Below are 20,709 nucleotides of genomic sequence, written 5' to 3'. Positions count from 1 at the left end.
CTTATGTTCAGAACAAAATGGTCCAAAATAAAGTGTCATCACACCACGCTGTCAATTGCGCTGGCAGCTGCATTTGCCGTGTCCTACTCAGGTATGGCGATGGCGGCAGAAACACCGGTGAAAATCGGTTTATTGGAAGATGCATCCGGTAACTTTGCCTTACCGGTGATTCCCAAAATTCATGCCACAGAGCTGGCTGTAGAAGAAATTAATGCTAAAGGCGGCATACTCGGACGCCAAATCGAGCTGGTCAAATACGATACGCAATCCGATAACACCCGCTTTCAACAAATGGCTCGTCGCTTAATTAAAAATGACAAAGTGGATGTGATATTCGGGGCATTTTCCAGTGCCTCGCGCGAAGCTATCCGCCCAATAATGGATCGCGAAAAGCAGCTCTATTGGTATAACAATCAGTATGAAGGCGGGGTGTGTGACTCCAATGTGTTTGTCACCGGTGCCGTGCCTGAACAGCAATTCTCCACCTTGATCCCGTGGATGATGGAGAAGTACGGCAAAAAAGTTTACACCATTGCCGCCGACTATAACTTTGGGCAAATCTCGGCTGAATGGGTGCGCAAAATTGTCGAAGAGAATGGCGGCACCATGGTGGGCGAGGAGTTTATCCCGCTGAGTGTTTCACAATTTGGTCAAACCATTCAAAACATCCAGAAAGCCAAACCTGATTTCGTGATGACCTTGCTGGTCGGGGCCAACCAATCCTCTTATTACGAGCAGCAAGCGGCGGCAAAACTGAACTTACCTATGGGCAGCTCGGTGAGTGTCGGCCAGGCTTATGAGCACAAGCGCTTTAAAGCCCCGGCGCTGAAAGATATGTATATCACGGCTAACTACATTGAAGAGGTGGATAGCCCCGCCAGCAATGATTTCAAACAGCGTTTCCATGCCAAATTCCCGAATGAACCTTACATCAATCAGGAAGCAGCCAATGCTTATGATGCAGTTTATCTGTACAAAGCAGCCGTAGAAAAGGCGGGTAGCACAGATATGGACGCAGTGCGTAAGTCACTGGAAAGCGGTGATATTTGTACCGATGGCCCCTCAGGAAAAGTCTGTATCGATCCGAAAAGTCATCATTTGAGCCACACCATCTATCTGGCTCATGTGAAAGACGACCACTCGATCGAAATCCCGAAAGTGTGGACGGACATCAAACCTTATTGGTTGGGTGAAGCGGGTTGTGATTTGCCGGTGAAACCTGATAACAGCCAATACACCCCATCATCTCCACCGAAAAAAGCCTAAATAGAGTCATTTTGTCGGGAAGTGACCGCCTCAGGCGGGCTTCCCTGTGTTCTCCATTTTCAATGGTGTCAATCAGGACACCCAGGATTGCCAAACAATGTTAACGCTATCCTTTCTCTATTCGGTGATTTATCAGTTTGGCGATAACTTCGCCTATCTGGTGCTGGCAGCACTGGGGCTGGCGGTTATTTTTGGCATGATGGGCGTGATCAATCTGGCGCACGGCGAATTCATTATGTGTGGTGCTTATGTCACCATTCTGATGAATAAAGCGGGCTTGCCTCTGCCTTTTGCCATGCTGGCCGGCACTTTGGCGGCGGCGTTCTTCGGCGGTGTAGTCGAGCGCCTGGTGGTGCGCCATCTCTATGGCCGTTTGTATGATTCGGTGGTCGCCACTTGGGCTATCAGTTTGATTGTACAGCAAAGTATGTTGCTGATTGCCGGCCCGTCACTGGAGGGGTTGTCGACACCTTTCGGCTCTTTCACCCTCGGCGACTACTCGTTTGCCACTTACCGTGCATTACTGCCCTTCTTCGCCATTGCCATTTTAATGGTGCTCTATTGGCTATTTTTCCACACCAATTACGGTGTTTGCGCCAGAGCCACTATTCAAAATGCCCGCATGGCTTCTTGTTTGGGTTTGGAAACTGACCGGATTTATACCCTGACATTCGCGCTAGGGGCTGGGCTGGCTGGATTAGCAGGGGCCATTTATGCCCCAACACTGACCGCCGTCCCCACCATGGGCAGCAGTTTTATCGTGCAAGCCTTTGTTTCGGTGGTTGTGGGGGGCGCAAATGTACTTGTTGGCACCATTCCTGCAGCGATTGCATTAGGCGCAATACAAACTGGGCTGAATTCCTGGTATGGGCAATTAGCTGGGCAAGTTGGCTTATTGGTTACCGCCGTCTTGGTTATCCGCTTATTACCTAACGGTATTGGCAGCCTGTTTACCCGTAACCGCTAGGAGCTGCATGTGACAACAACTTCTGTTCATTTATCGGCGGCAAAACAACGCACGCCGTCCACCACTCGGCTGGCTGCGCTGCTTATTCTGGCGGGCGCTCTCGCCCTGCCGTTGGTGGTCGATAGCGCCATGATCGGCGACTTTTCCTACTTCCTCCTGTGGACATTCTGTGCCATCGGGTTGGCGGCAATGTGGGGGCATGGCGGCATTTTATCTTTCGGGCAGACCGCCTTCTTTGGCCTTGCCGGTTACACCTACGGCGTGATGACGTTGAATTTCGGCGATGGTGTGCTCTCCACCTGGTCGGGCTTGATTATGGCCTTGCTGGTGGCCGCTGCGGTGGCTGCGGCACTGGGTTACTTGATGTTTTACGGCGGAGTGACCGGCATTTTTATCGGCATCGTGACCCTGTCTTTCACTCTGGTGCTGGAAACTTTTATGTCGCAGACCGCTGGCCCGCAATGGACTATCGGCAGTGCGCGACTGAATGGTTTTAATGGCATGTCCGGCATGCCGCCACTCTCCCTGCCGTGGTTCGACGGCAAATTGCTGACACTGGAAGGTAATGCCTTTTACTACCTGATTATTCTGCTGCTTGCTGGTGTTTACTGGGGGGTTCGGCGGTTATTGCGCTCTAATTTTGGCCTGACACTGGCCTCTATCCGCGAGAACCCGCGCCGGGCAGAAATGCTGGGGATTGATATCCGCCGCTACCAATTACTGGTGTTTGTGCTCGGCGGTGTGCTCTCCGGGTTATCCGGTGCGCTGTATACCTTATGGGGGTCTTATATCACGCCGTCCTCCATGGGGCTGACCGCCGCCGCAATGCCAGTTATTTGGGTAGCGACCGCCGGGCGTAAAAATATTTTTGGTACTGCGGTCATCACCGCCCTGCTGGTGTGGCTATCCCAATGGCTGGCTATTTACGGCAGCGAATACGCCATGATTTTGCTGGGTGCCATTTTGCTGTTTGTGGTGCTAGCCGCGCCCAACGGCCTCTTGCCTTGGTTGGCGGAGAAAATCACCCGTTGGTCTGCCGCTCGTCAGAAAAAAGGGGAATCGCTATGAATCAAACAGCGCAAGATTTGATCCTCGAAACCCGTGGGCTAAGCAAACGTTTTGGCGGCATTCAGGTTATCAATCAAGTTGATTTGCAAATCCGCCGTGGCGAAGTCCGCTGTGTGATTGGCCCGAATGGCGCGGGTAAAAGTACCTTTTTCAAATTGCTGACTGGCGAACATACGCCAAGCGATGGGGATATCCGCTTCTTTAATCGGCGGCTGAATACTCTGCCGCCCTTTCAGCGCATTCGCATGGGCATGAGTATTAAGTTTCAGATCCCCGGCATTTTCCCGGAACTGACTGTTGAGCAGCATTTACAGTTATCACTCAGTCACTTACGCCCAGAAGTTCGCTCGCAAGCGGTCAGTGTCGATGAGCTATTAGAGCGCTTTAAGCTCAGCACTGAATATCACCAACTGGCCGGTAATTTATCTCACGGCAAGAAACAGTGGTTGGAAATTGCCATGGCGGTGTCGCTACAGCCCACTCTGCTGATGCTTGATGAGCCAGTCGCCGGTTTATCTATCGATGAAACTTATCTCACCGGCGAACTTATCAAGCAGATGCAAAATGATGGCCTGACGCTGATGGTGGTAGAGCACGACATGACATTCGTGCGGCAAATAGCTTCACAGGTCACCGTCCTGCATGGCGGACAAGTTTTTGCTGACGGCAATGCCGCCGAGGTGCTGGCGCGCGAGGATGTGGCGGATATCTATTTGGGGAAAGCGGTATGAATAACGTGGTTTTGCAAATAGAGGGGCTGACTGGCGGTTATGGCGGCGGGCAAGTGCTCAATGGCGTCGTGCTGCAATTGCACGCGGCAGAAGTCTTGGGGTTGATTGGCCGCAATGGCGTGGGGAAAACCACCTTAATGCGCACGTTGATTGGCGCAGTTCCGGCGAAAAAAGGGCAGATTTTGTTAGGGGAAATTGACATCACTCAAGCCTCGCCGCAGCGCCGCGCCCGGTTGGGGATTGGCTATGTACCGCAAGGGCGGGAGGTATTTGCTGGCCTGACGGTGGCAGAAAATCTACAAGTCGGCATGCAATTTGTCCGTGAACACCGCGAGTTTGCCAAAGACTTGCTGGAGCGGGTACTGGATTACTTCCCGATTTTGCGTCAGAGACTCAAACAAAAAGCCGGCACCATGAGTGGCGGCGAGCAACAACAGTTAGCTATCGCCAGAGCCTTGGTCGGATCGCCAAAAGTGTTATTGCTGGATGAACCCTCTGAGGGTGTTCAGCCCTCTATCGTCAACATCATTGCCGACACTTTAGTGCGCATTGCCCGCGAGCTGCATGTGGCGGTGATTCTGGTCGAGCAGGATATCGCGATGATCCAGCGGGCCGCGCAACGTTGTGCGGTAATGGATAAAGGCCAGGTGGTAGAAAACCTTTCACAACAACAACTTGCTGATGATCTTTTAATGCGTCGTCACCTGGCTTTGTAGCCGGATACCCTAATTACGTGGAGAATTGCTAATGAAATGGCTGGAAGAATCAATCATGGTCAAACGCGGTGTCGGTGCGGGACGTAAACCGGTAACCCACCATTTGACGGAAGAGATGCAAAAAGAGTTTCACTACACTATCGGCCCTTACTCAACGCCGGTGCTGACCATTGAACCGGGCGATCGGGTGATTGTGGACACGCGAGATGCTTTCGAAGGGGCGATTAGTTCGGAGCAAGATATCCCAAGCCAACTGCTCAAAATGCCGTTTCTCAACCCGCAGAATGGCCCAATCATGGTCAATGGCGCGGAGAAAGGCGATGTTATTGCGGTCTATATTGAATCCATGTTACCGCGTGGGGTTAACCCGCACGGCATCTGCGCCATGATCCCGCACTTTGGTGGGCTGACCGGCACCGACTTGACCGCCATGCTCAATGACCCGCTGCCGGAAAAAGTGCGCATGATTAAGCTCGACAGTGAAAAAGTCTACTGGAGCGAGCGCCATACCCTGCCCTATAAGCCGCATATCGGCACCCTGAGTGTGTCGCCAGAAATTGACTCTATCAATTCTCTAACGCCGGATAATCACGGCGGGAATATGGACGTGCCGGACATCGGGCCGGGCAGCATTACTTATCTGCCAGTGCGCGCCCCCGGCGGCCGCCTGTTTATTGGTGATGCTCATGCTTGTCAGGGGGATGGCGAGATTTGCGGCACTGCGGTGGAGTTCGCCTCCATCACCACCATCAAAGTGGATTTGATTAAAAACTGGCAACTCTCCTGGCCACGGATGGAAAACGCCGAAACCATCATGAGTATCGGCAGCGCACGCCCATTAGAGGATGCCACCCGCATTGCTTATCGTGACCTGATTTACTGGTTAGTGGCCGATTTTGGCTTCGAACAGTGGGATGCCTACATGCTACTGAGCCAATGCGGCAAAGTGCGGCTGGGCAATATGGTTGACCCGAAATACACCGTCGGCGCGATGCTTAACAAAGAACTTTTAGCGTAATAATCCCTACCCCTCGGCATACGCCGGGGGGTTATGCGCATTCGCACAATCATCCTTTTAATAGTGTAAGCAGGTGCCTATGAGTTCAGATATCCCGGTCAATATTGGCTTGCTCTACTCTTTCAGTGGAGTGACGGCGGCACAAGAATTGTCGCAATGGCGTGGGGCGACACAGGCGATTGCTGAAATTAACCACCATGGTGGCATCAACGGCAGGCCGCTGAATGCGATTCATTTTGACCCACAATCTGATGATGCGCAGTTCCGTGCTTTGGCCGAGCAACTCATTGTCGAACATGAGGTTAATGTGATTTTTGGCGGCTATACCTCCAGTAGTCGCAAAGCTATGTCGCCGATTGTAGAAAAATATCGGCGGCTGCTGTTCTATTCGCAACTGTATGAAGGTTTTGAATTTTCTGACAATATTTTCTATGGCGGTGCTGCGCCCAATCAAAACTGCGTACAACTGGCAGATTATTTAACTGGGCAGTTTGGCGCGCGCGTGTATTTGATTGGCTCGCGCTATATTTACCCCTACGAATGTAACCGCAACATGCAGGAGCTAATTCTGCAACGCCATGATGGTGCGGTTATCGGCGAGCGCTACCTTGATCTGAATGCCCCTTATGAAGCTTTCTTGCCCATCATTGAGGAAATAAGCAAAAAGCAGCCAGATTTCATCTTTAGCACTGTGGTCGGACAAACTGTCCCTTTCTTGTATCAAGCTTATCAAGCCGCAGGGCTAGATCCTGCCCATATACCTATTGGCAGCCTGAATACATCAGAAACAGAGATTGCCATTATGGGGGCGGAAGTGGCACAGGGTCATTTCAGTTCAGCCCCTTATTTCCAAAGTATTGGCACCCAAGCCAATCAATCAGCACTCAAACAATTTCATCAACAGTTCGGGCCGGAACTCACCACCGACATGAATTGGGAAGCCACCTACAGTCAGGTGCATTTATTCGCCAAAGCTATGGCGGAGTGCGGCAGTGACCATATTTATCCGCTTTCTGCCGCCCTGCGCGGGAGCCAGTTTGATGCGCCACAAGGCCGCATTCGTATTGATCCGCTGAATCAACATACTGGGCTTTATCCGCGCATTGGTATGGCGAATGAAAGTGGGCAATTTACTATCGTGCAGGAATCTCGCCGTATCGTCGAACCCGACCCCTATATGACCCACCAGATTCAGGGCGATTGGGTCACGAAACTCACGACAGTGGGGTATCCACATGCGACCTAGCGATAGCAGAATCAGCCCAACCGCCCTCTTACTCAGCCGCGGAGTCCGCTGTGTCGTGTTACACCCCGACGACGATGATGGCGAAACGCTGACTAATCATTTGCGCCGGATGGGGTTTAAAGTTCAAGCTTTCTGGCCCATTCCCGAACAACTCCCCGCCGACACTGATTTAATTTTCTATGCATTACAGTCAGATAACCCAGAACCGGATGTTTCCTGGTTCGCTCCCAACAAACATGCTCTGATAGCGGTTATCGCCTATGAAAACCCCACATTCATTGACCAAGCACTCAAAATGGGCGCGGACACCACAATCACTACCCCCCTGCGCGCCTCCGGTTTGCTATCGGCGATGGTGTTTGCTTTGCACCATGCCCAACAGCAGCGACAGATGAGTGAACGTATTGAGCGGCTGGAGAAAAAAGTGCTGGGAGTCCGCCAGGTCAGTGAGGCCAAAGCCATCCTGATGCGGATGCACAGCATTGGTGAAGAACAGGCCTACGAGATCCTGCGCCATCAGGCCATGGACAAACGCATTACCGTCGAAGAGATTTCATGCGCACTGATTCAGGCCAATGATATTTTCTCCTGGACCACCCCAGGAGCCGCCAACAACCGGAAAAACTGAGTTTCGATTATTCGGAGCCACCCCAATACATCATTAAGAATTTATGAGGATAATCATGTCGATAGCCCCTTATCTTGCAGCCGTCATTCAGTTTGAACCCCTCATGTTTGCCAAAGAGGCAAATGTGCAGCAGTTATTGGCATTGGTAGAACAGGCGGCACAAAAAGGTGCTCGCCTGATTACTACCCCCGAAATGGCGACCACCGGCTACTGTTGGTTTGACCGACAGGAAATCGCGCCAATGGTCGAAACCGTCCCCGGCGAAAGCACCGCCCGATTCACTGAATTAGCCCAACGTTATCAATGCTATATCGTGTTAGGAATGCCGGAGGTAGACCCGCAAACCGCGCTGTATTACAACAGTGCGGTACTCATCGGGCCGCACGGGGTCATTGGTTGCCATCGCAAAAGTCATCCTTATATTTCAGAACCTAAATGGGCCGCCGCAGGGGATGTCGGGCATCAAGTGTTTGATACGCCGCTGGGGCGTATTGGCATGTTGGTCTGTATGGATATTCACTTTCCCGAAACCGCCCGTTTGCTGGCGCTGGATGGCGCTGATGTAATTTGCCATATCAGCAATTGGCTGGCGGAGCGCACACCCGCACCTTACTGGATCAGCCGAGCCATGGAAAATGGCTGCTATTTACTGGAAAGCAATCGCTGGGGGCTAGAGCGCGGAGTCCAATTTAGCGGCGGTAGCTGCATTATTGAACCTGATGGCAACATTGCAGCAGTGGTGGATGACGGCAACGGAATAGCTTATGCCGAAGTTGATATCAGCCGCAGCCGCCAGCGCCTGGTCTTGGGCGAATTGGTGTTTGAGCAGCGCCGCCCTGACTATTATCACTCACTATTAAGTGACAGTTTTTTATGGAATCCGCAGGATTTCTTTGGGCTTTACGGGCAGCAGCCTTTGCCTGCGGGCAAACAGAGCCGCATCACGGTGGCGCAGTTCTGCTCAACTGAACAGGTAGAGGACAATCTGGCGACCATTACCGCCATGACAGAAAACGCCGTTTTACAACAAGGTAGCGAACTAATTGTCTTCCCGGAATTAGCCCTAACCGGCTATCACGCAGGCGCGGCTGATGCTCAAACACCAGAAAGCCCAGCCGTGCAGGCGTTAGCTCGCCTGGCTATGAAATTGCGGGTCTATCTGGTGGTGGGGATGGCCGAAAAACAGCAGGATAAAAACTACAACACACAGGTTTTGTTTGGGCCAGAGGGGATAATCGGCACTTATCGGCAAATCCATCTTTCTCAACAAAATCAACAGTGGGCCAGCGCAGGGGAACACTGGCGGGTGTTTGATACGGCGCTCGGCAGGGTCGGATTGCTATTGGGCCATGATGCTTTGTTACCTGAATCAGCGCGCATTTTGGCCCTGATGGGTTGCGATATTATCGCCTGTTCCGCCGCCCTGCCGGCCGGTTTTACTGCCGCGCATAAGGGCAGTGCTGTGGTACAAAATTACCCCATTCCGACTGGAGCCGACCCACTGCACTGGCACTTATTCAGAACCCGCGCAGGGGAAAATAATCTTTATCTGGCCTTTGCTAATGCCGTCGATGACATCAATGAGCGCGGGGGATATAGCGGAGTATTCGGGCCAGAAACCTTTACTTTTCCACGGCTTGAGCGGCTGCTTTGGCAAGAAACGCAAGCCGTCACACAGACAATTGATACTCGCTCACTCGCGGGCAGCCCCTACCCTACCAATGTCGTGCGCCGTAAAGATTTGGTCGCCATGCGCCAGCCCCATCACTATAAACCGCTGCTGAATTAAGCCCCTGCCCAGATAACTCTCGGCTAATTATCGCCGGGAGTTATTCTGCAATAGACTTTATTTGCACATATGTGCAAATCCCACACTATTACGCAAAATAAAAATGTGATCAAAATCGAATATTTGTTCGGAATAAAGTAGACCGACACAAAAACCGCTTTTCCAATTATGTAATATAAATCATACCATTAAAGATAATTGCACAGGTGTGCGATATCTGAAGTTAATTTAAAGATGATAATTAGTGGATTATTGTACTGTTGTAATGAGATTCATTATTTTGTGCTTTTGACTTAAAAAATAGAAAGTGATTATATCAAGTCATAGATAACTTAATGAAATCTGCACAAATGTGCAAGAGGCTGAAATGGAAAAGAGCGATGATCTGCGCCTGATGGTGAAAGTTGCACAAATGTATTATGAGCAAAATTTCACACAAGCTGAGATAGCGCGGGCGCTGGGGATTTACCGCACCAGCATCAGCCGAATGCTCAAAAAAGTACGCGAACAAGGCATTGTCACTATTTCAATCAACTATAACTATAACGAAAATTTGTTGTTGGAACAGCAATTGAAATCGCGCTTTAAATTACGTGAAGCAATTGTTGTTTCTTGCGAACAGGACTCATCGCCAGAAAATCAACTAATACTGATGGCAAAACAATGCAGCGCATTACTGAATAGAATTATTGAAAATGGCGATATTCTGGGCTTCTCCTGGGGCAGTGCGATTGCCACACTGGTTGAGCAGATGGATACCTCGTCGGTATCGCGCCAATTAACCTGTATTCCTATGGTTGGCGGCCCTTCAGGTAAGTTGGAAAGCCGCTTTCATGTTAATACGCTGGTCTACAGCGCTGCGATGAAATTAAAAGGCGAGTCATTGTTGATCGATTTCCCGGCCATTCTGGAAGAAAGTGTTATCCGCGATGGCATTGTGCAATCTCAGCATTATCAGGCGATTGCTGATTATTGGCAGCGGTTGGATATCGCTATATTCGGTATTGGCTCTCCCAATATTTCGGGAAACTCTACCTGGCGCGCTTTTTATGGTAACGATGTTATTGACCACTTTAATGACCGGCAGGTCGCCGGGGATATCTGCTCGCGCTTTTATGATTTACAAGGTAATCAGGTAGAAACTTATATCTCGGATAAAACCATTACTATTCAATTAGACAAAATTAAGAAAGCCCGTTATTCCATTGGAATTGCACACTCTCACGATAAAATCAGCGGAATCATCGGCGCGATTAAAGGAAAGTATATTAATAGTCTGGTGACTACCAAAGAAACTGCCGAGGAGATATTAAAACTCACGGCGTAATTTATTCACTAATAATGACAGTGGGGTTAACGCCCCCTTAATACCTAAAGACCCTTTAACAAATCATACTTTCGGTATGTGGCCGAGTATTATCCAAAATTAGATAGACAGGGAAATTTCATGAGCGATTGGCTAAATTTAAAAGATAAAGTAGTGATTGTCACCGGTGGTGCGTCAGGAATTGGTTATGCCATTGTAGAAGAATTACTGGCGGCAGGAGCCAAGGTTCAATTAGCTGATGTTAATCCACTTGAGGGTGAGATCAAAAATAATCCACAGTTGAATTTTATTCAGCTGGATATTTCTGACCGCACCAGCGTACAAGCCGCAATAGATAATATTTTGGCTAGACATGGGCATATTGATGCACTGGTCAACAATGCGGGGATTAATCTCCCGCGTCTGTTGGTCGATCCCAAACAAAGTCATAGCCAATATGAATTGAAAGATAATGAATTTGAAAAAATGGTCAATGTGAATCAGAAAGGCGTATATCTGATGTCACAAGCGGTGGCGCGCAATATGGTGGAAAACAAAAACGGCGTCATTATTAACCTTACTTCAGAAAGTGGCTTAGAAGGTTCTGAAGGGCAAAGCTGCTATGCCGCCACTAAAGCCGCACTATACAGTTTCACCCGCTCGTGGGCTAAAGAACTGGGGAAATACGGTATCCGCGTGGTCGGTGTTGCCCCCGGTATTTTAGAAAAAACCGGTTTGCGCACACTCGACTATGAAGAAGCTCTGGCGTACACCCGCAATATCACCGTTGAACAATTGCGCGACGGTTATACCAAGAATGCCATTCCAATTGGCCGAGCCGGGAAACTATCAGAAATTGCCGATTTTGTGACTTACCTATTATCCGAACGCGCCAGCTATATCACTGGTGTGACCTATAACATTGCCGGTGGCAAAACTCGCGGCTAATAGGAAGCATAATGGTTAATGTCATTTTTTGTGCCCACGGTGATTTAGCTGTTTCAATGCTCAACTCCGTCAATATGGTGTATGGCGAAACACAGAATATTACCCCGTTGCTGTTTAACCGAGGTGAGAACGCCGAAGACTTAGTGAAGAAAATGCAGGATGTCATAGCAAAAAATCAAAATGATACCTGGCTGATTGCGGTGGATTTACAAGGTGGCAGCCCTTATAACGCCGCCGCGCGGTTAGCCTTTAGTGATAGCCGAATTCAGGTCATCAGTGGGTTATCTTTGCCCTTAGCACTGGAAATTGCCGATAACCAGCACGTGATGGCGGCAGAAAAGCTGACGGACTATTTACTCGATATTGGCACCCAGTGTGTGCAGTCATTCCGACACCAACAAAATAGCGAAGAAGAAGAGGCTGACTTTATATGAAAATCAATCTGGCAAGAATTGACGACCGGCTGATTCATGGTCAGGTCACCACGGTTTGGGCCAAAGAAGCCAAAGCCGGGCGTATTATTATTTGTAGCGACGACGTTTATAACGATGAAATCCGGAAAACACTATTAAAACAAGCTGCGCCTCCGGGAATTAAAGTAAATGTCGTGAATATTGAAAAGGCGGTAGCCGTTTATCACAACCCAAATTACATCAACGACACAGTTTTTTATTTATTTACCAATCCAACTGATGTTTTAAGATTAGTGGATCAGGGCGTGAAAATCTCCGTGATTAATATTGGCGGCATGGCCTTTAAACACGGGAAAACACAATTAACCAAGGCTGTATCAGTTGATCAAGATGATATTAATGCCTTTTACGCATTAGCTGAACGCGGCGTTCATTTAGATTTACGGGTAGTCACGTCCGATCCTGACGTGGATGTGATTAAAAAATTACGCGAGTTGGAGTCTAAATAACGGCACGTCAATTAATAGATAAATAATAACTCAGGTTTTATTAAAAATTTAAATCCGATTAATTAACCTGGGCAATACAGCCATTTAATTATGATTCATAGCTATAGCAGCGATGACGGCGTTGTATTGTCCAAAGGGGTCCACCATGGAAATAAGTTTACTACAAATAATCTTAATCTTTATTTTCTCATGCATTGCCGGTATCGGCAGCGTGCTGGATGAATTCCAAACTCACCGACCATTAATTGCTTGCACCATTACAGGCTTGATTCTTGGCGATATGACCACTGGCGTTATCCTCGGCGGTACGCTGGAGTTAATCGCCCTTGGTTGGATGAACGTAGGTGCTGCGCAATCTCCTGATTCTGCACTCGCCAGTATTATCGCCACCATTCTGGTGATTGTCGGTCATCAGAATATTGCCACCGGGATCGCCATTGCCCTACCAGTAGCCGCTGCTGGCCAAGTATTAACCGTCTTTGCCCGCACCATTACAGTCGCGTTCCAGCACGCAGCAGACCGAGCCGCAGAAAAAGCCAATTTTGCCATGATTGATTTTATGCATGTGTCGGCATTGTTGGTTCAGGCCATGCGAGTCGCCATTCCGGTATTAATCGTGTCTATCTTTGTCAGCGCCGATACCGTTAGCCATATGCTCAGTGCCATTCCAACGGTAGTGACCCATGGGTTGCAAATTGCGGGTGGATTTATCGTGGTGGTCGGCTACGCCATGGTGCTCAATATGATGGGCGTTAAATATCTTATGCCCTTCTTCTTCCTCGGTTTTATTGTCGGAGGTTACCTCGGTTTCAGCCTGCTCGCGTTCGGCGGCATCGGCCTGATTATTGCTTTGCTGTATATCCAGTTAAACCCGCTTTATCAGAAACCGGCAGCGCCTGTAGCCCAAGCCAGCCAAGCCAAACTTGATGAATTAGAAGATTAGGAGACGCCGACATGACCACATTAAACAAACGATTAACCCGGTCTGATCTGTTTAAAATGTTTTTACGCAGTAACTTGCAACAGGCCTCTTTTAACTATGAACGTATTCACGGCCTGGGTTTCTGCTATGACATGGTGCCAGCTATTAAGCGCTTGTATCCGCTGAAAGAAGACCAAATTGCCGCGTTGAAACGCCATTTAGTGTTCTTTAACACCACTCCAGCAGTTTGTGGGCCGGTGATTGGCGTCACCGCGGCGATGGAAGAAGCACGAGCCAATGGTGCTGATATTGATGAAGGGGCAATCAATAGCTTGAAAGTCGGGCTGATGGGGCCGCTGGCCGGGGTTGGTGACCCGCTGATTTGGGGAACTTTGCGCCCCATCACAGCAGCTTTGGGAGCCTCGCTGGCACTGAATGGCAATGTGCTGGGGCCGATTCTGTTCTTCTTGTCCTTTAACTCTGTGCGTCTGGCGCTGAAATGGTTCGGTCTGCAATACGGTTTCAATAAGGGCATCAATATCGTCAAAGATCTTGGCGGGAATGTGCTGCAAAAACTGACCGAGGGGGCCTCCATTTTGGGCTTGTTTATCATGGGGGTATTGGTCACCAAATGGACCAGTATCAATGTGCCGCTGGTGATATCGAAAACACCGGGTCACGACGGCACCACTGTGACCATGACGGTGCAGAACATTCTGGATCAGCTGTGCCCAGGTTTGCTGGCGCTTGGGCTTACCCTGTTAATGATGCGTTTACTCAAACGCAAAATTAACCCTATCTGGCTCATCTTCTCCCTGTTTGGCCTCGGAATTTTAGGCTCATGGCTTGGCATTCTTTCCTGATTAATGCCAGGGAGTTTTTTATTCGACCTGCTGTTTTTGTATTTAAAAATAATTGAGGTGGTTCCAAATGAAAACTAAAGCACTGCGTTTATATGGCAAGAATGACCTGCGGTTGGAAAGCTTCGACTTACCGGAAATAGGCGACGATGAAATTCTGGCCACTGTCGTGACCGACAGTATTTGCCTCTCTTCGTGGAAAGAAGCCAATTTGGGAGCTGACCATAAAAAAGTGCCGGATAATGTGGCAGAAAATCCGATTATTATTGGTCATGAGTTTTGTGGCGATATTTTGCAAGTTGGTAAGAAGTGGCAGCATAAATTCAAACCCGGCAGCCGTTATGTGATTCAGGCTAATCTGCAATTACCCGACCGCCCAGATTGTCCCGGCTATTCTTTCCCTTATGTAGGCGGTGAAGCCACTCATGTGGTTATTCCCAATGAAGTTATGGAGCAAGATTGCTTGCTGCCATATGAAGGCGAAAGTTATTTTGAAGGTTCATTGGTAGAGCCACTGTCTTGTGTTATCGGTGCATTTAATGCCAATTACCACCTGGTTCCCGGTACTTATCAACATAAAATGGGGATCAAACCCGGCGGTAATGTATTAATTCTGGGGGGCACCGGCCCGATGGGATTATTAGCCATTGATTACGCGTTGCATGGGCCAGTTAATCCGGAATTATTGGTTATTACCGACCGCCACCAGCAAAAATTGGATTATGCAGCCCGCTTGTATCCGAGCGAGCCGCAGACTCAAGTTCATTATCTTAATACCAAACAAACTGATGATCAGTTTGAACGTTTAATGGCACTGACTGAGGGCAAAGGTTATGACGATATCTTCGTTTTCGTCCCCTCAGCGGAATTGGTCACATTAGCTTCTAGCCTATTAGCACCGGATGGCTGCTTTAATTTCTTTGCCGGCCCACAGGATAAGAATTTTATGGCGTCGGTTAATTTCTACGACCTCCATTATTCCTTTACCCATTATGTCGGAACCTCAGGGGGCAATACCGAAGACATGCGCGAAGCAGTGAAGTTAATTGAAGCGAAGAAAGTGAATGCCGGCAAAGTGGTATCCCACATTCTTGGGCTAAATGATGCGGCGGAAACCACCTTGAATTTGCCGCAAATTATCGGCGGTAAAAAGTTGGTTTATACCGGTAAAAATATGCCGCTGACCTCATTAAGTGAACTGATGAGCACCGAGCAAGATTCGCCGTTATTACAGGAACTACAAGTCATTTTGCGCAAAACTGATGGGTTGTGGTCAAAAGCAGCAGAAGATTTTGTATTGGCACACGCCCAAGAGATTTAACCTGTTAATCGGGGGCGGTGAATATGATAACCGCCCTCAACTCACTCTCCCGGTAGATGTTTTGCCGTCGACTCATCGGTAGTAGCATCATTGGCTACCGCATTGAGCAACACATCCAATAAGCCGGGGAAGCGGGCATCAATATCATCGCGTCGCAGTGATAACAAACTCTCACGCCCGCAAGGCCGTTGCCAGATAACACCACTTTCCCGTAATACGCGCCAATGATGGGTTAAGGTCGATTTAGACAGCCCGTGTACCAAAGTGCCACATGCATGTTCCCCCCCCGCCGCCAGCCTACGCACTACAGCCAACCGCAGTGGATTACCTAAAGCCGTCAGCACATTTTCCAACCGAATCTGCTCACGCTCAGGATGATTCGCAATCATAGTGTTCCTAATAAAATAAATGACAATCCGCAGGGAAATTTCCCGTCAAACTGCCGGATTCGGCCATATCAAGCGGCCCTTGACGGGCGGCAATATAGCCTATACTCCATCTTGACCCTACTAATAATTCTAGTGCAATGATGAAAACCCCCTCAACCATTGCCCACCACTATTATTGCACAGTTTCAGAACAAATAATTAAATTGTACGTGTATATTAGTACAATGAGACTATACTAATGGCGATCAAGAGATCATGAGCAGTAATACTGAACATAAGCCCTAAATAATTCGAACGGCAGGAAGGCGGCAACTGAGCAAATCCCTACGAGCTTACATAAGTAAGTGATTGGGGTGAACGAAGGCAGCCAACACATATGCGGTTTGAAGTATGACGGGATAAACCAACAACTTCCCGGTAGGGCATAAAATCGCCCACCCCGAAATTGCCATTATCATTAAGGACTTAATATGGCACGTAAAACTCCTATCGAGCGCTATCGCAACATTGGTATCTCCGCCCACATCGACGCTGGCAAAACCACCACCACCGAGCGTATTTTGTTCTATACCGGCGTCAGTCATAAGCTGGGTGAAGTGCATGATGGCGGCGCGACTACTGACTGGATGGCACAGGAGCAGGAACGTGGCATTACCATTACATCGGCTGCCGTGACCTGTTTCTGGAAAGGGATGGACGGAACCTTACCCGAGCACCGCATCAACATTATCGACACCCCCGGACACGTGGATTTCACGATAGAAGTGGAGCGTTCCATGCGGGTGCTTGATGGTGCGGTCATGGTGTATGACGCGGTCGGTGGCGTGCAGCCACAATCCGAAACTGTCTGGCGTCAGGCCAATAAATATCGTGTTCCACGTTTAGCATTCGTTAATAAAATGGACCGCCCCGGCGCTGATTTTTTCCGCGTCCGCCAGATGATGATTGATCGTCTGAAAGCCAATCCAGTGCCCATTGTGATTCCCATCGGCAGTGAAGAGCACTTTACCGGCGTGGTAGATTTGCGGCTGATGCGCGCGATTATCTGGGATGAAGCTTCTCAGGGCATGACGTTTAGCTATGAACCCATCCCGGAAAACTTGCTGGCGACCGCGAATGAGTGGCGCGAAAAAATGGTCTCCGAGGCGGCTGAAGCTTCTGAAGCACTGATGACCGAATATCTGGAAACCGGCGACCTGACGGTGGATGAAATTACCCAAGGTCTGCGCATCCGGACTATTGCCGGTGAAATTCAGCCAATGATGTGCGGCAGTGCTTTTAAGAACAAAGGTGTGCAGCGCATGTTGGATGCAGTGGTTGAACTAATGCCATCGCCAATAGATATTCCGCCGGTCAGCGGCACAGATGAAGACGGTAACGAAGTGAGCCGCAAGGCCGATGATAATGAAAAATTCTCGGCGCTGGCGTTCAAATTGATGACCGACCCCTATGTCGGCCAGCTGACTTTCGTGCGCGTCTACTCAGGTGTATTGAGCAAAGGCGACAGTGTTTACAACCCGATTCGCGGCAAAAAAGAACGTATTGGCCGTATTGTTCAGATGCATGCCAATAACCGGATTGAAGTGGATGAAATCCGCGCCGGTGATATCGCCGCCTGTGTCGGCTTGAAGGATGTCACCACTGGGGAAACCCTGTGTGACCCAGATGCGGTGATTACGCTGGTGCGAATGGAATTCCCTGAGCCGGTAATTTCACAAGCGATTGAACCTAAGACCAAGGCCGATCAAGAGAAAATGGGGCTGGCACTGCAACGTCTGGCATCGGAAGATCCGTCATTCCGTATCCGGACTGACGAGGAGTCCGGCCAGACCATTATCTCCGGCATGGGTGAATTGCATCTGGAGATCATTGTCGACCGCATGAAACGCGAGTTCGGTGTGGAAGCCAATATCGGTAAACCACAAGTCACTTACCGCGAAACCGTGCGCAAAACCGTCACAGATGTTGAAGGCAAATTTGTTCGTCAATCCGGCGGTAAAGGGCAATACGGCCATGTGGTCTTTACTCTCGAACCGCAGGCTCCGGGCAGCGGCTTTGCTTTTGTTGATGCGACTAAAGGCGGTGTAGTGCCGCGTGAATATATCGGTGCCGTAGAAAAAGGCGTACTGGAAGCCACCAATACCGGGGTTCTGGCCGGTTATCCGGTGGTGGATGTGAAAGTGACCTTGACGTTCGGTTCTTATCACGAAGTGGACTCATCGGAACTGGCGTTTAAAATGGCCGCCATCTTTGGTTTCAAAGAAGCAGTCAAGCGCGCCTCACCGGTGATCCTTGAGCCAGTGATGAGTGTCGAGGTGGAAACACCGGAAGAGTATGCCGGTAATGTGATGGGCGACCTTTCCTCTCGCCGTGGCTTGGTGCAAGGCATGGAAGAGATGGTCGGTGGCGGGAAAATCATCCGGGCGGAAGTGCCGTTATCAGAAATGTTCGGTTATTCCACCGTGTTGCGTTCCATGTCACAGGGGCGCGCGACTTATACTATGGAATTCAAGCATTACGCTGAAGCACCACGTAATGTGGCCGATGCCATTATTGCCGCACGAGGCACTAAAGCCTAACTCAGCCCTACACGTAAAATAACAAACCAAGCCGCCAGTGGATCATGTTTCCGCTGGCGGTTTTTTATTGGCGAGCCACTTTATTATCAACTAAATAGCAACCCGGCGGCAGATCTCCACCCCTTTATCACTCGGCAGATGATAATAATTGGTCACATGAATGAAATTTCTGACCATGAAAGCAAAGCTGCTCCGTTCCAATGCGGGTAATCTCCTACCATCCTCACGGCCCACAATGGTTTTATGACCTGAAAAATAAGTCACATCATCCAGTTCAAACTGACAATCCATATCAGTAATGCCTTGTAATAACGCCGGAATATCCGGCCATTCCATAAAACCGTACTGTGCGGTGCCGCGCCAATAACTCGGCGTTTGCTCGGTAATTACCAACCGCGCTCTTATTCCATAGGCAAAGACTATCTCAATGATAGGCAAAGCTGCTCCAGTAGCTTGATAAAAGTCAACCATCCCTCAGCACAACCCAGAGATAATCCCATTAAATAAATAAGGTTATTAGCAGGGTAAATACATAAATGTGAAAGCGAATACCGCTTTCCACACAACAAAGGAGTGCTGCTGTGATAAGAAAATGGCTAATTGGCGGAGGTATATTAGTAATTGCAGGTTATCTGGGCGTAGCAGGTTATATCTACATGACGGATAACGCACGCAGTAACACATTAATCAACGGGGAAAAAAAACGATCTCAGGATACATCCCCCTCGGCAAGCAATACAAAAATAACTAACCAACAAATCAGCAATCTGTTTTATCAAAAGGGTTGCGATTATTGCCATACCAGCAGTGCATCTCTGCCTTTTTATGCTGTGCTCCCAGGCGTGAAACAATTAATGGATTACGATATTCAACAAGGTAGCCAATATTTCTCACTGGAACCTACCTTATTGGCGATTAAAGAAAATCGCGCAGTACCGGAGGCTGATTTAGCAAAAATCGAATCGGCCATTGCTCGCGAACAAATGCCACCACAGCGTTTTGCTGTTTTACACTGGGCTTCAGGTCTCAATGTTGAAGAAAGAAATCAGATTCTTGATTGGGTGAAAGCACAGCGGGCGGAACATTTCCCCTCCACCAGCAGCAGCGACATGCAACATCTGACATTACAACCGCTGCCAGATGCCTTGCCCATCGATAGTCAAAAAGTGGCATTGGGTTCCCGCCTCTTCCACGACCCACGGTTGTCCAGCGATAACACCGTCTCCTGCGCCAGTTGCCACCTGCTCTCCAAAGGTGGGGTCGATAATTTGGCGACCTCAACCGGCGTTGATGGTCAGAAAGGCGGAATAAATGCGCCAACAGTCTTCAATGCCGTGTTCAATGTGAATCAATTCTGGGATGGTCGCGCCGTTGATTTACAGCAACAGGCTGGTGGGCCACCATTGAATCCGGTAGAAATGGCATCAGCCTCGTGGGCTGACATTATTAATAAACTGCAACAGGATGCACAATTAACACAGGAGTTTGTTCAAGTTTATCCGCAAGGCTATTCCGAGCACACTATTACTGATGCTATTGCTGAGTTTGAGAAAACTCTGACCACGCCGAATAGTCCTTTTGATCGCTATTTGAAAGGCGATGTTAATGCTCTGACTGCCAGCCAAAAAAACGGCCTGGCTTTATTCCAGCAAAATAAATGTGACACTTGCCACGTGGGTAAAAATATTGGTGGGCAGTCCTATGATCTCATGGGATTAAAAAGTAATTACTTTGCAGATCGCTCAAAAGAGCTGACAACCGATGACCAAGGACGTTTTAATGTCACTAAAGATCCCCGTGATATGCACCGCTTTAAAACACCGGGCCTGCGAAACATTGCTTTGACAGCACCTTATTTCCACGATGCACAAGCCGAAGATTTAAATCAGGCTGTTGAAATGATGTTGAAATATCAAGTGGGGACTAGCCTGCCACCGCAAGACGTCAAAGATATCGTCGCATTCCTTGAAAGCCTAACTGGGGAATATATTCCACATCAATAGTCGTGATTAATATCAAAAAACGGCCAATCC

20 protein-coding genes are annotated in these 20,709 nt (G+C 49.0%); 18 read left to right on the top strand and 2 right to left on the bottom strand.

All coding sequences use genetic code 11. The annotated features are described in order from the left end of the window. The first annotated feature begins 99 nt into the window (after positions 1 to 99). The 16 genes from OP863_RS04265 (at position 100) to OP863_RS04190 (ending at position 15,708) form a co-directional block, all read left to right on the top strand. A complete protein-coding gene (locus tag OP863_RS04265) occupies positions 100 to 1,266 on the top strand; it encodes an urea ABC transporter substrate-binding protein (protein WP_172667624.1) in 1,167 nt (388 codons plus the stop codon). Between the two features lie 97 nt (positions 1,267 to 1,363). Beyond that, the gene (locus OP863_RS04260; protein ID WP_038635863.1) at positions 1,364 to 2,233 is read left to right on the top strand and encodes an ABC transporter permease subunit; all 870 of its coding nucleotides are present in this window, start codon (positions 1,364 to 1,366) and stop codon (positions 2,231 to 2,233) included. A gap of 9 nt (positions 2,234 to 2,242) precedes the next feature. After that, entirely contained in the window at positions 2,243 to 3,301 is a 1,059-nt protein-coding gene (locus tag OP863_RS04255; RefSeq protein WP_145589454.1) for a branched-chain amino acid ABC transporter permease, read from the top strand. After that, positions 3,298 to 4,032 carry an ABC transporter ATP-binding protein gene (locus tag OP863_RS04250; RefSeq protein ID WP_038635870.1) on the top strand — a complete coding sequence of 245 codons (735 nt, stop codon included), beginning with the start codon at positions 3,298 to 3,300 and terminating at the stop codon, positions 4,030 to 4,032. Before OP863_RS04255 ends, OP863_RS04250 begins: the two co-directional genes overlap by 4 nt. Further along, entirely contained in the window at positions 4,029 to 4,748 is a 720-nt protein-coding gene (locus OP863_RS04245; protein WP_038635872.1) for an ABC transporter ATP-binding protein, read from the top strand. The genes OP863_RS04250 and OP863_RS04245 overlap by 4 nt, the downstream gene beginning before the upstream one ends. Before the next feature lie 31 nt (positions 4,749 to 4,779). Further along, the gene (locus tag OP863_RS04240) at positions 4,780 to 5,766 is read left to right on the top strand and encodes an acetamidase/formamidase family protein (RefSeq protein ID WP_038635875.1); all 987 of its coding nucleotides are present in this window, start codon (positions 4,780 to 4,782) and stop codon (positions 5,764 to 5,766) included. Between the two features lie 79 nt (positions 5,767 to 5,845). Continuing rightward, positions 5,846 to 7,012: a transporter substrate-binding domain-containing protein gene (locus OP863_RS04235; RefSeq protein ID WP_265525925.1), complete on the top strand. Its 1,167-nt coding sequence runs from the start codon at positions 5,846 to 5,848 to the stop codon at positions 7,010 to 7,012. Beyond that, a complete protein-coding gene (locus OP863_RS04230; protein WP_038635881.1) occupies positions 7,002 to 7,640 on the top strand; it encodes an ANTAR domain-containing response regulator in 639 nt (212 codons plus the stop codon). The genes OP863_RS04235 and OP863_RS04230 overlap by 11 nt, the downstream gene beginning before the upstream one ends. Before the next feature lie 55 nt (positions 7,641 to 7,695). Further along, a complete protein-coding gene (locus tag OP863_RS04225) occupies positions 7,696 to 9,429 on the top strand; it encodes a nitrilase-related carbon-nitrogen hydrolase (protein WP_265525924.1) in 1,734 nt (577 codons plus the stop codon). A 367-nt stretch (positions 9,430 to 9,796) separates the two neighbouring features. Further along, complete coding sequence (locus OP863_RS04220; RefSeq protein ID WP_265525923.1) at positions 9,797 to 10,756, top strand: sugar-binding transcriptional regulator; 960 nt, start codon at positions 9,797 to 9,799, stop codon at positions 10,754 to 10,756. 120 nt (positions 10,757 to 10,876) lie between these two features. Continuing rightward, positions 10,877 to 11,683: an SDR family oxidoreductase gene (locus tag OP863_RS04215; RefSeq protein ID WP_145589450.1), complete on the top strand. Its 807-nt coding sequence runs from the start codon at positions 10,877 to 10,879 to the stop codon at positions 11,681 to 11,683. An 11-nt stretch (positions 11,684 to 11,694) separates the two neighbouring features. Next, positions 11,695 to 12,117, top strand: coding sequence for a PTS sugar transporter subunit IIA (locus tag OP863_RS04210; RefSeq protein WP_265525922.1), 423 nt, complete (start codon positions 11,695 to 11,697; stop codon positions 12,115 to 12,117). Further along, positions 12,114 to 12,605: a mannose/fructose/sorbose PTS transporter subunit IIB gene (locus tag OP863_RS04205; RefSeq protein WP_145591170.1), complete on the top strand. Its 492-nt coding sequence runs from the start codon at positions 12,114 to 12,116 to the stop codon at positions 12,603 to 12,605. Before OP863_RS04210 ends, OP863_RS04205 begins: the two co-directional genes overlap by 4 nt. Positions 12,606 to 12,750: 145 nt before the next feature. Next, positions 12,751 to 13,548: a PTS mannose/fructose/sorbose transporter subunit IIC gene (locus OP863_RS04200; RefSeq protein ID WP_050114126.1), complete on the top strand. Its 798-nt coding sequence runs from the start codon at positions 12,751 to 12,753 to the stop codon at positions 13,546 to 13,548. 11 nt (positions 13,549 to 13,559) lie between these two features. Continuing rightward, positions 13,560 to 14,390 (top strand): PTS system mannose/fructose/sorbose family transporter subunit IID, encoded by an 831-nt coding sequence (locus OP863_RS04195; protein WP_145589433.1) that lies wholly within the window; start codon positions 13,560 to 13,562, stop codon positions 14,388 to 14,390. Positions 14,391 to 14,457: 67 nt separating this feature from the next. Continuing rightward, positions 14,458 to 15,708: a zinc-binding dehydrogenase gene (locus OP863_RS04190; protein ID WP_145589432.1), complete on the top strand. Its 1,251-nt coding sequence runs from the start codon at positions 14,458 to 14,460 to the stop codon at positions 15,706 to 15,708. Between the two features lie 41 nt (positions 15,709 to 15,749). Here the strand turns inward: OP863_RS04190 and OP863_RS04185 are convergent, their stop codons facing one another. Further along, entirely contained in the window at positions 15,750 to 16,097 is a 348-nt protein-coding gene (locus tag OP863_RS04185; protein ID WP_145589431.1) for an ArsR/SmtB family transcription factor, read from the bottom strand. Between the two features lie 470 nt (positions 16,098 to 16,567). Here OP863_RS04185 and fusA point away from each other — a divergent pair, with 470 nt between their 5' ends. Continuing rightward, positions 16,568 to 18,676 carry an elongation factor G gene (gene fusA / locus OP863_RS04180; protein ID WP_050292249.1) on the top strand — a complete coding sequence of 703 codons (2,109 nt, stop codon included), beginning with the start codon at positions 16,568 to 16,570 and terminating at the stop codon, positions 18,674 to 18,676. Between the two features lie 90 nt (positions 18,677 to 18,766). Here fusA and OP863_RS04175 read toward each other — a convergent pair whose 3' ends face one another. Continuing rightward, positions 18,767 to 19,114 carry a KUP/HAK/KT family potassium transporter gene (locus tag OP863_RS04175; RefSeq protein WP_265525921.1) on the bottom strand — a complete coding sequence of 116 codons (348 nt, stop codon included), beginning with the start codon at positions 19,112 to 19,114 and terminating at the stop codon, positions 18,767 to 18,769. A gap of 143 nt (positions 19,115 to 19,257) precedes the next feature. Between OP863_RS04175 and OP863_RS04170 the strand changes: the two genes are divergently transcribed. Then, positions 19,258 to 20,679: a cytochrome c peroxidase gene (locus OP863_RS04170; RefSeq protein WP_265525920.1), complete on the top strand. Its 1,422-nt coding sequence runs from the start codon at positions 19,258 to 19,260 to the stop codon at positions 20,677 to 20,679. Positions 20,680 to 20,709: the final 30 nt, after the last annotated feature.

Origin of the sequence: Yersinia sp. SCPM-O-B-9106 (C-191) (genome assembly GCF_026183365.1) — a bacterium.
In the GTDB taxonomy this organism is placed as follows: Bacteria; Pseudomonadota; Gammaproteobacteria; order Enterobacterales; family Enterobacteriaceae; genus Yersinia; species Yersinia rochesterensis.
The sequence above is the reverse complement of the archived record's forward strand: the minus strand, read 5'-3'. Positions and strand labels throughout refer to the sequence as shown.

What these genes read in the sequence shown, in the direction of transcription:
- OP863_RS04190 (WP_145589432.1), top strand. Translation starts at nt 14,458, where the DNA reads ATGAAAACTAAAGCACTGCGTTTATATGGCAAGAATGACCTGCGGTTG.
- OP863_RS04260 (WP_038635863.1), top strand. Translation starts at nt 1,364, where the DNA reads ATGTTAACGCTATCCTTTCTCTATTCGGTGATTTATCAGTTTGGCGAT.
- OP863_RS04250 (WP_038635870.1), top strand. Translation starts at nt 3,298, where the DNA reads ATGAATCAAACAGCGCAAGATTTGATCCTCGAAACCCGTGGGCTAAGC.
- OP863_RS04205 (WP_145591170.1), top strand. Translation starts at nt 12,114, where the DNA reads ATGAAAATCAATCTGGCAAGAATTGACGACCGGCTGATTCATGGTCAG.
- OP863_RS04225 (WP_265525924.1), top strand. Translation starts at nt 7,696, where the DNA reads ATGTCGATAGCCCCTTATCTTGCAGCCGTCATTCAGTTTGAACCCCTC.
- OP863_RS04200 (WP_050114126.1), top strand. Translation starts at nt 12,751, where the DNA reads ATGGAAATAAGTTTACTACAAATAATCTTAATCTTTATTTTCTCATGC.
- OP863_RS04220 (WP_265525923.1), top strand. Translation starts at nt 9,797, where the DNA reads ATGGAAAAGAGCGATGATCTGCGCCTGATGGTGAAAGTTGCACAAATG.
- OP863_RS04195 (WP_145589433.1), top strand. Translation starts at nt 13,560, where the DNA reads ATGACCACATTAAACAAACGATTAACCCGGTCTGATCTGTTTAAAATG.
- OP863_RS04265 (WP_172667624.1), top strand. Translation starts at nt 100, where the DNA reads ATGGCGGCAGAAACACCGGTGAAAATCGGTTTATTGGAAGATGCATCC.
- OP863_RS04240 (WP_038635875.1), top strand. Translation starts at nt 4,780, where the DNA reads ATGAAATGGCTGGAAGAATCAATCATGGTCAAACGCGGTGTCGGTGCG.
- fusA (WP_050292249.1), top strand. Translation starts at nt 16,568, where the DNA reads ATGGCACGTAAAACTCCTATCGAGCGCTATCGCAACATTGGTATCTCC.
- OP863_RS04215 (WP_145589450.1), top strand. Translation starts at nt 10,877, where the DNA reads ATGAGCGATTGGCTAAATTTAAAAGATAAAGTAGTGATTGTCACCGGT.
- OP863_RS04245 (WP_038635872.1), top strand. Translation starts at nt 4,029, where the DNA reads ATGAATAACGTGGTTTTGCAAATAGAGGGGCTGACTGGCGGTTATGGC.
- OP863_RS04230 (WP_038635881.1), top strand. Translation starts at nt 7,002, where the DNA reads ATGCGACCTAGCGATAGCAGAATCAGCCCAACCGCCCTCTTACTCAGC.
- OP863_RS04185 (WP_145589431.1), bottom strand. Translation starts at nt 16,097, where the DNA reads ATGATTGCGAATCATCCTGAGCGTGAGCAGATTCGGTTGGAAAATGTG.
- OP863_RS04235 (WP_265525925.1), top strand. Translation starts at nt 5,846, where the DNA reads ATGAGTTCAGATATCCCGGTCAATATTGGCTTGCTCTACTCTTTCAGT.
- OP863_RS04210 (WP_265525922.1), top strand. Translation starts at nt 11,695, where the DNA reads ATGGTTAATGTCATTTTTTGTGCCCACGGTGATTTAGCTGTTTCAATG.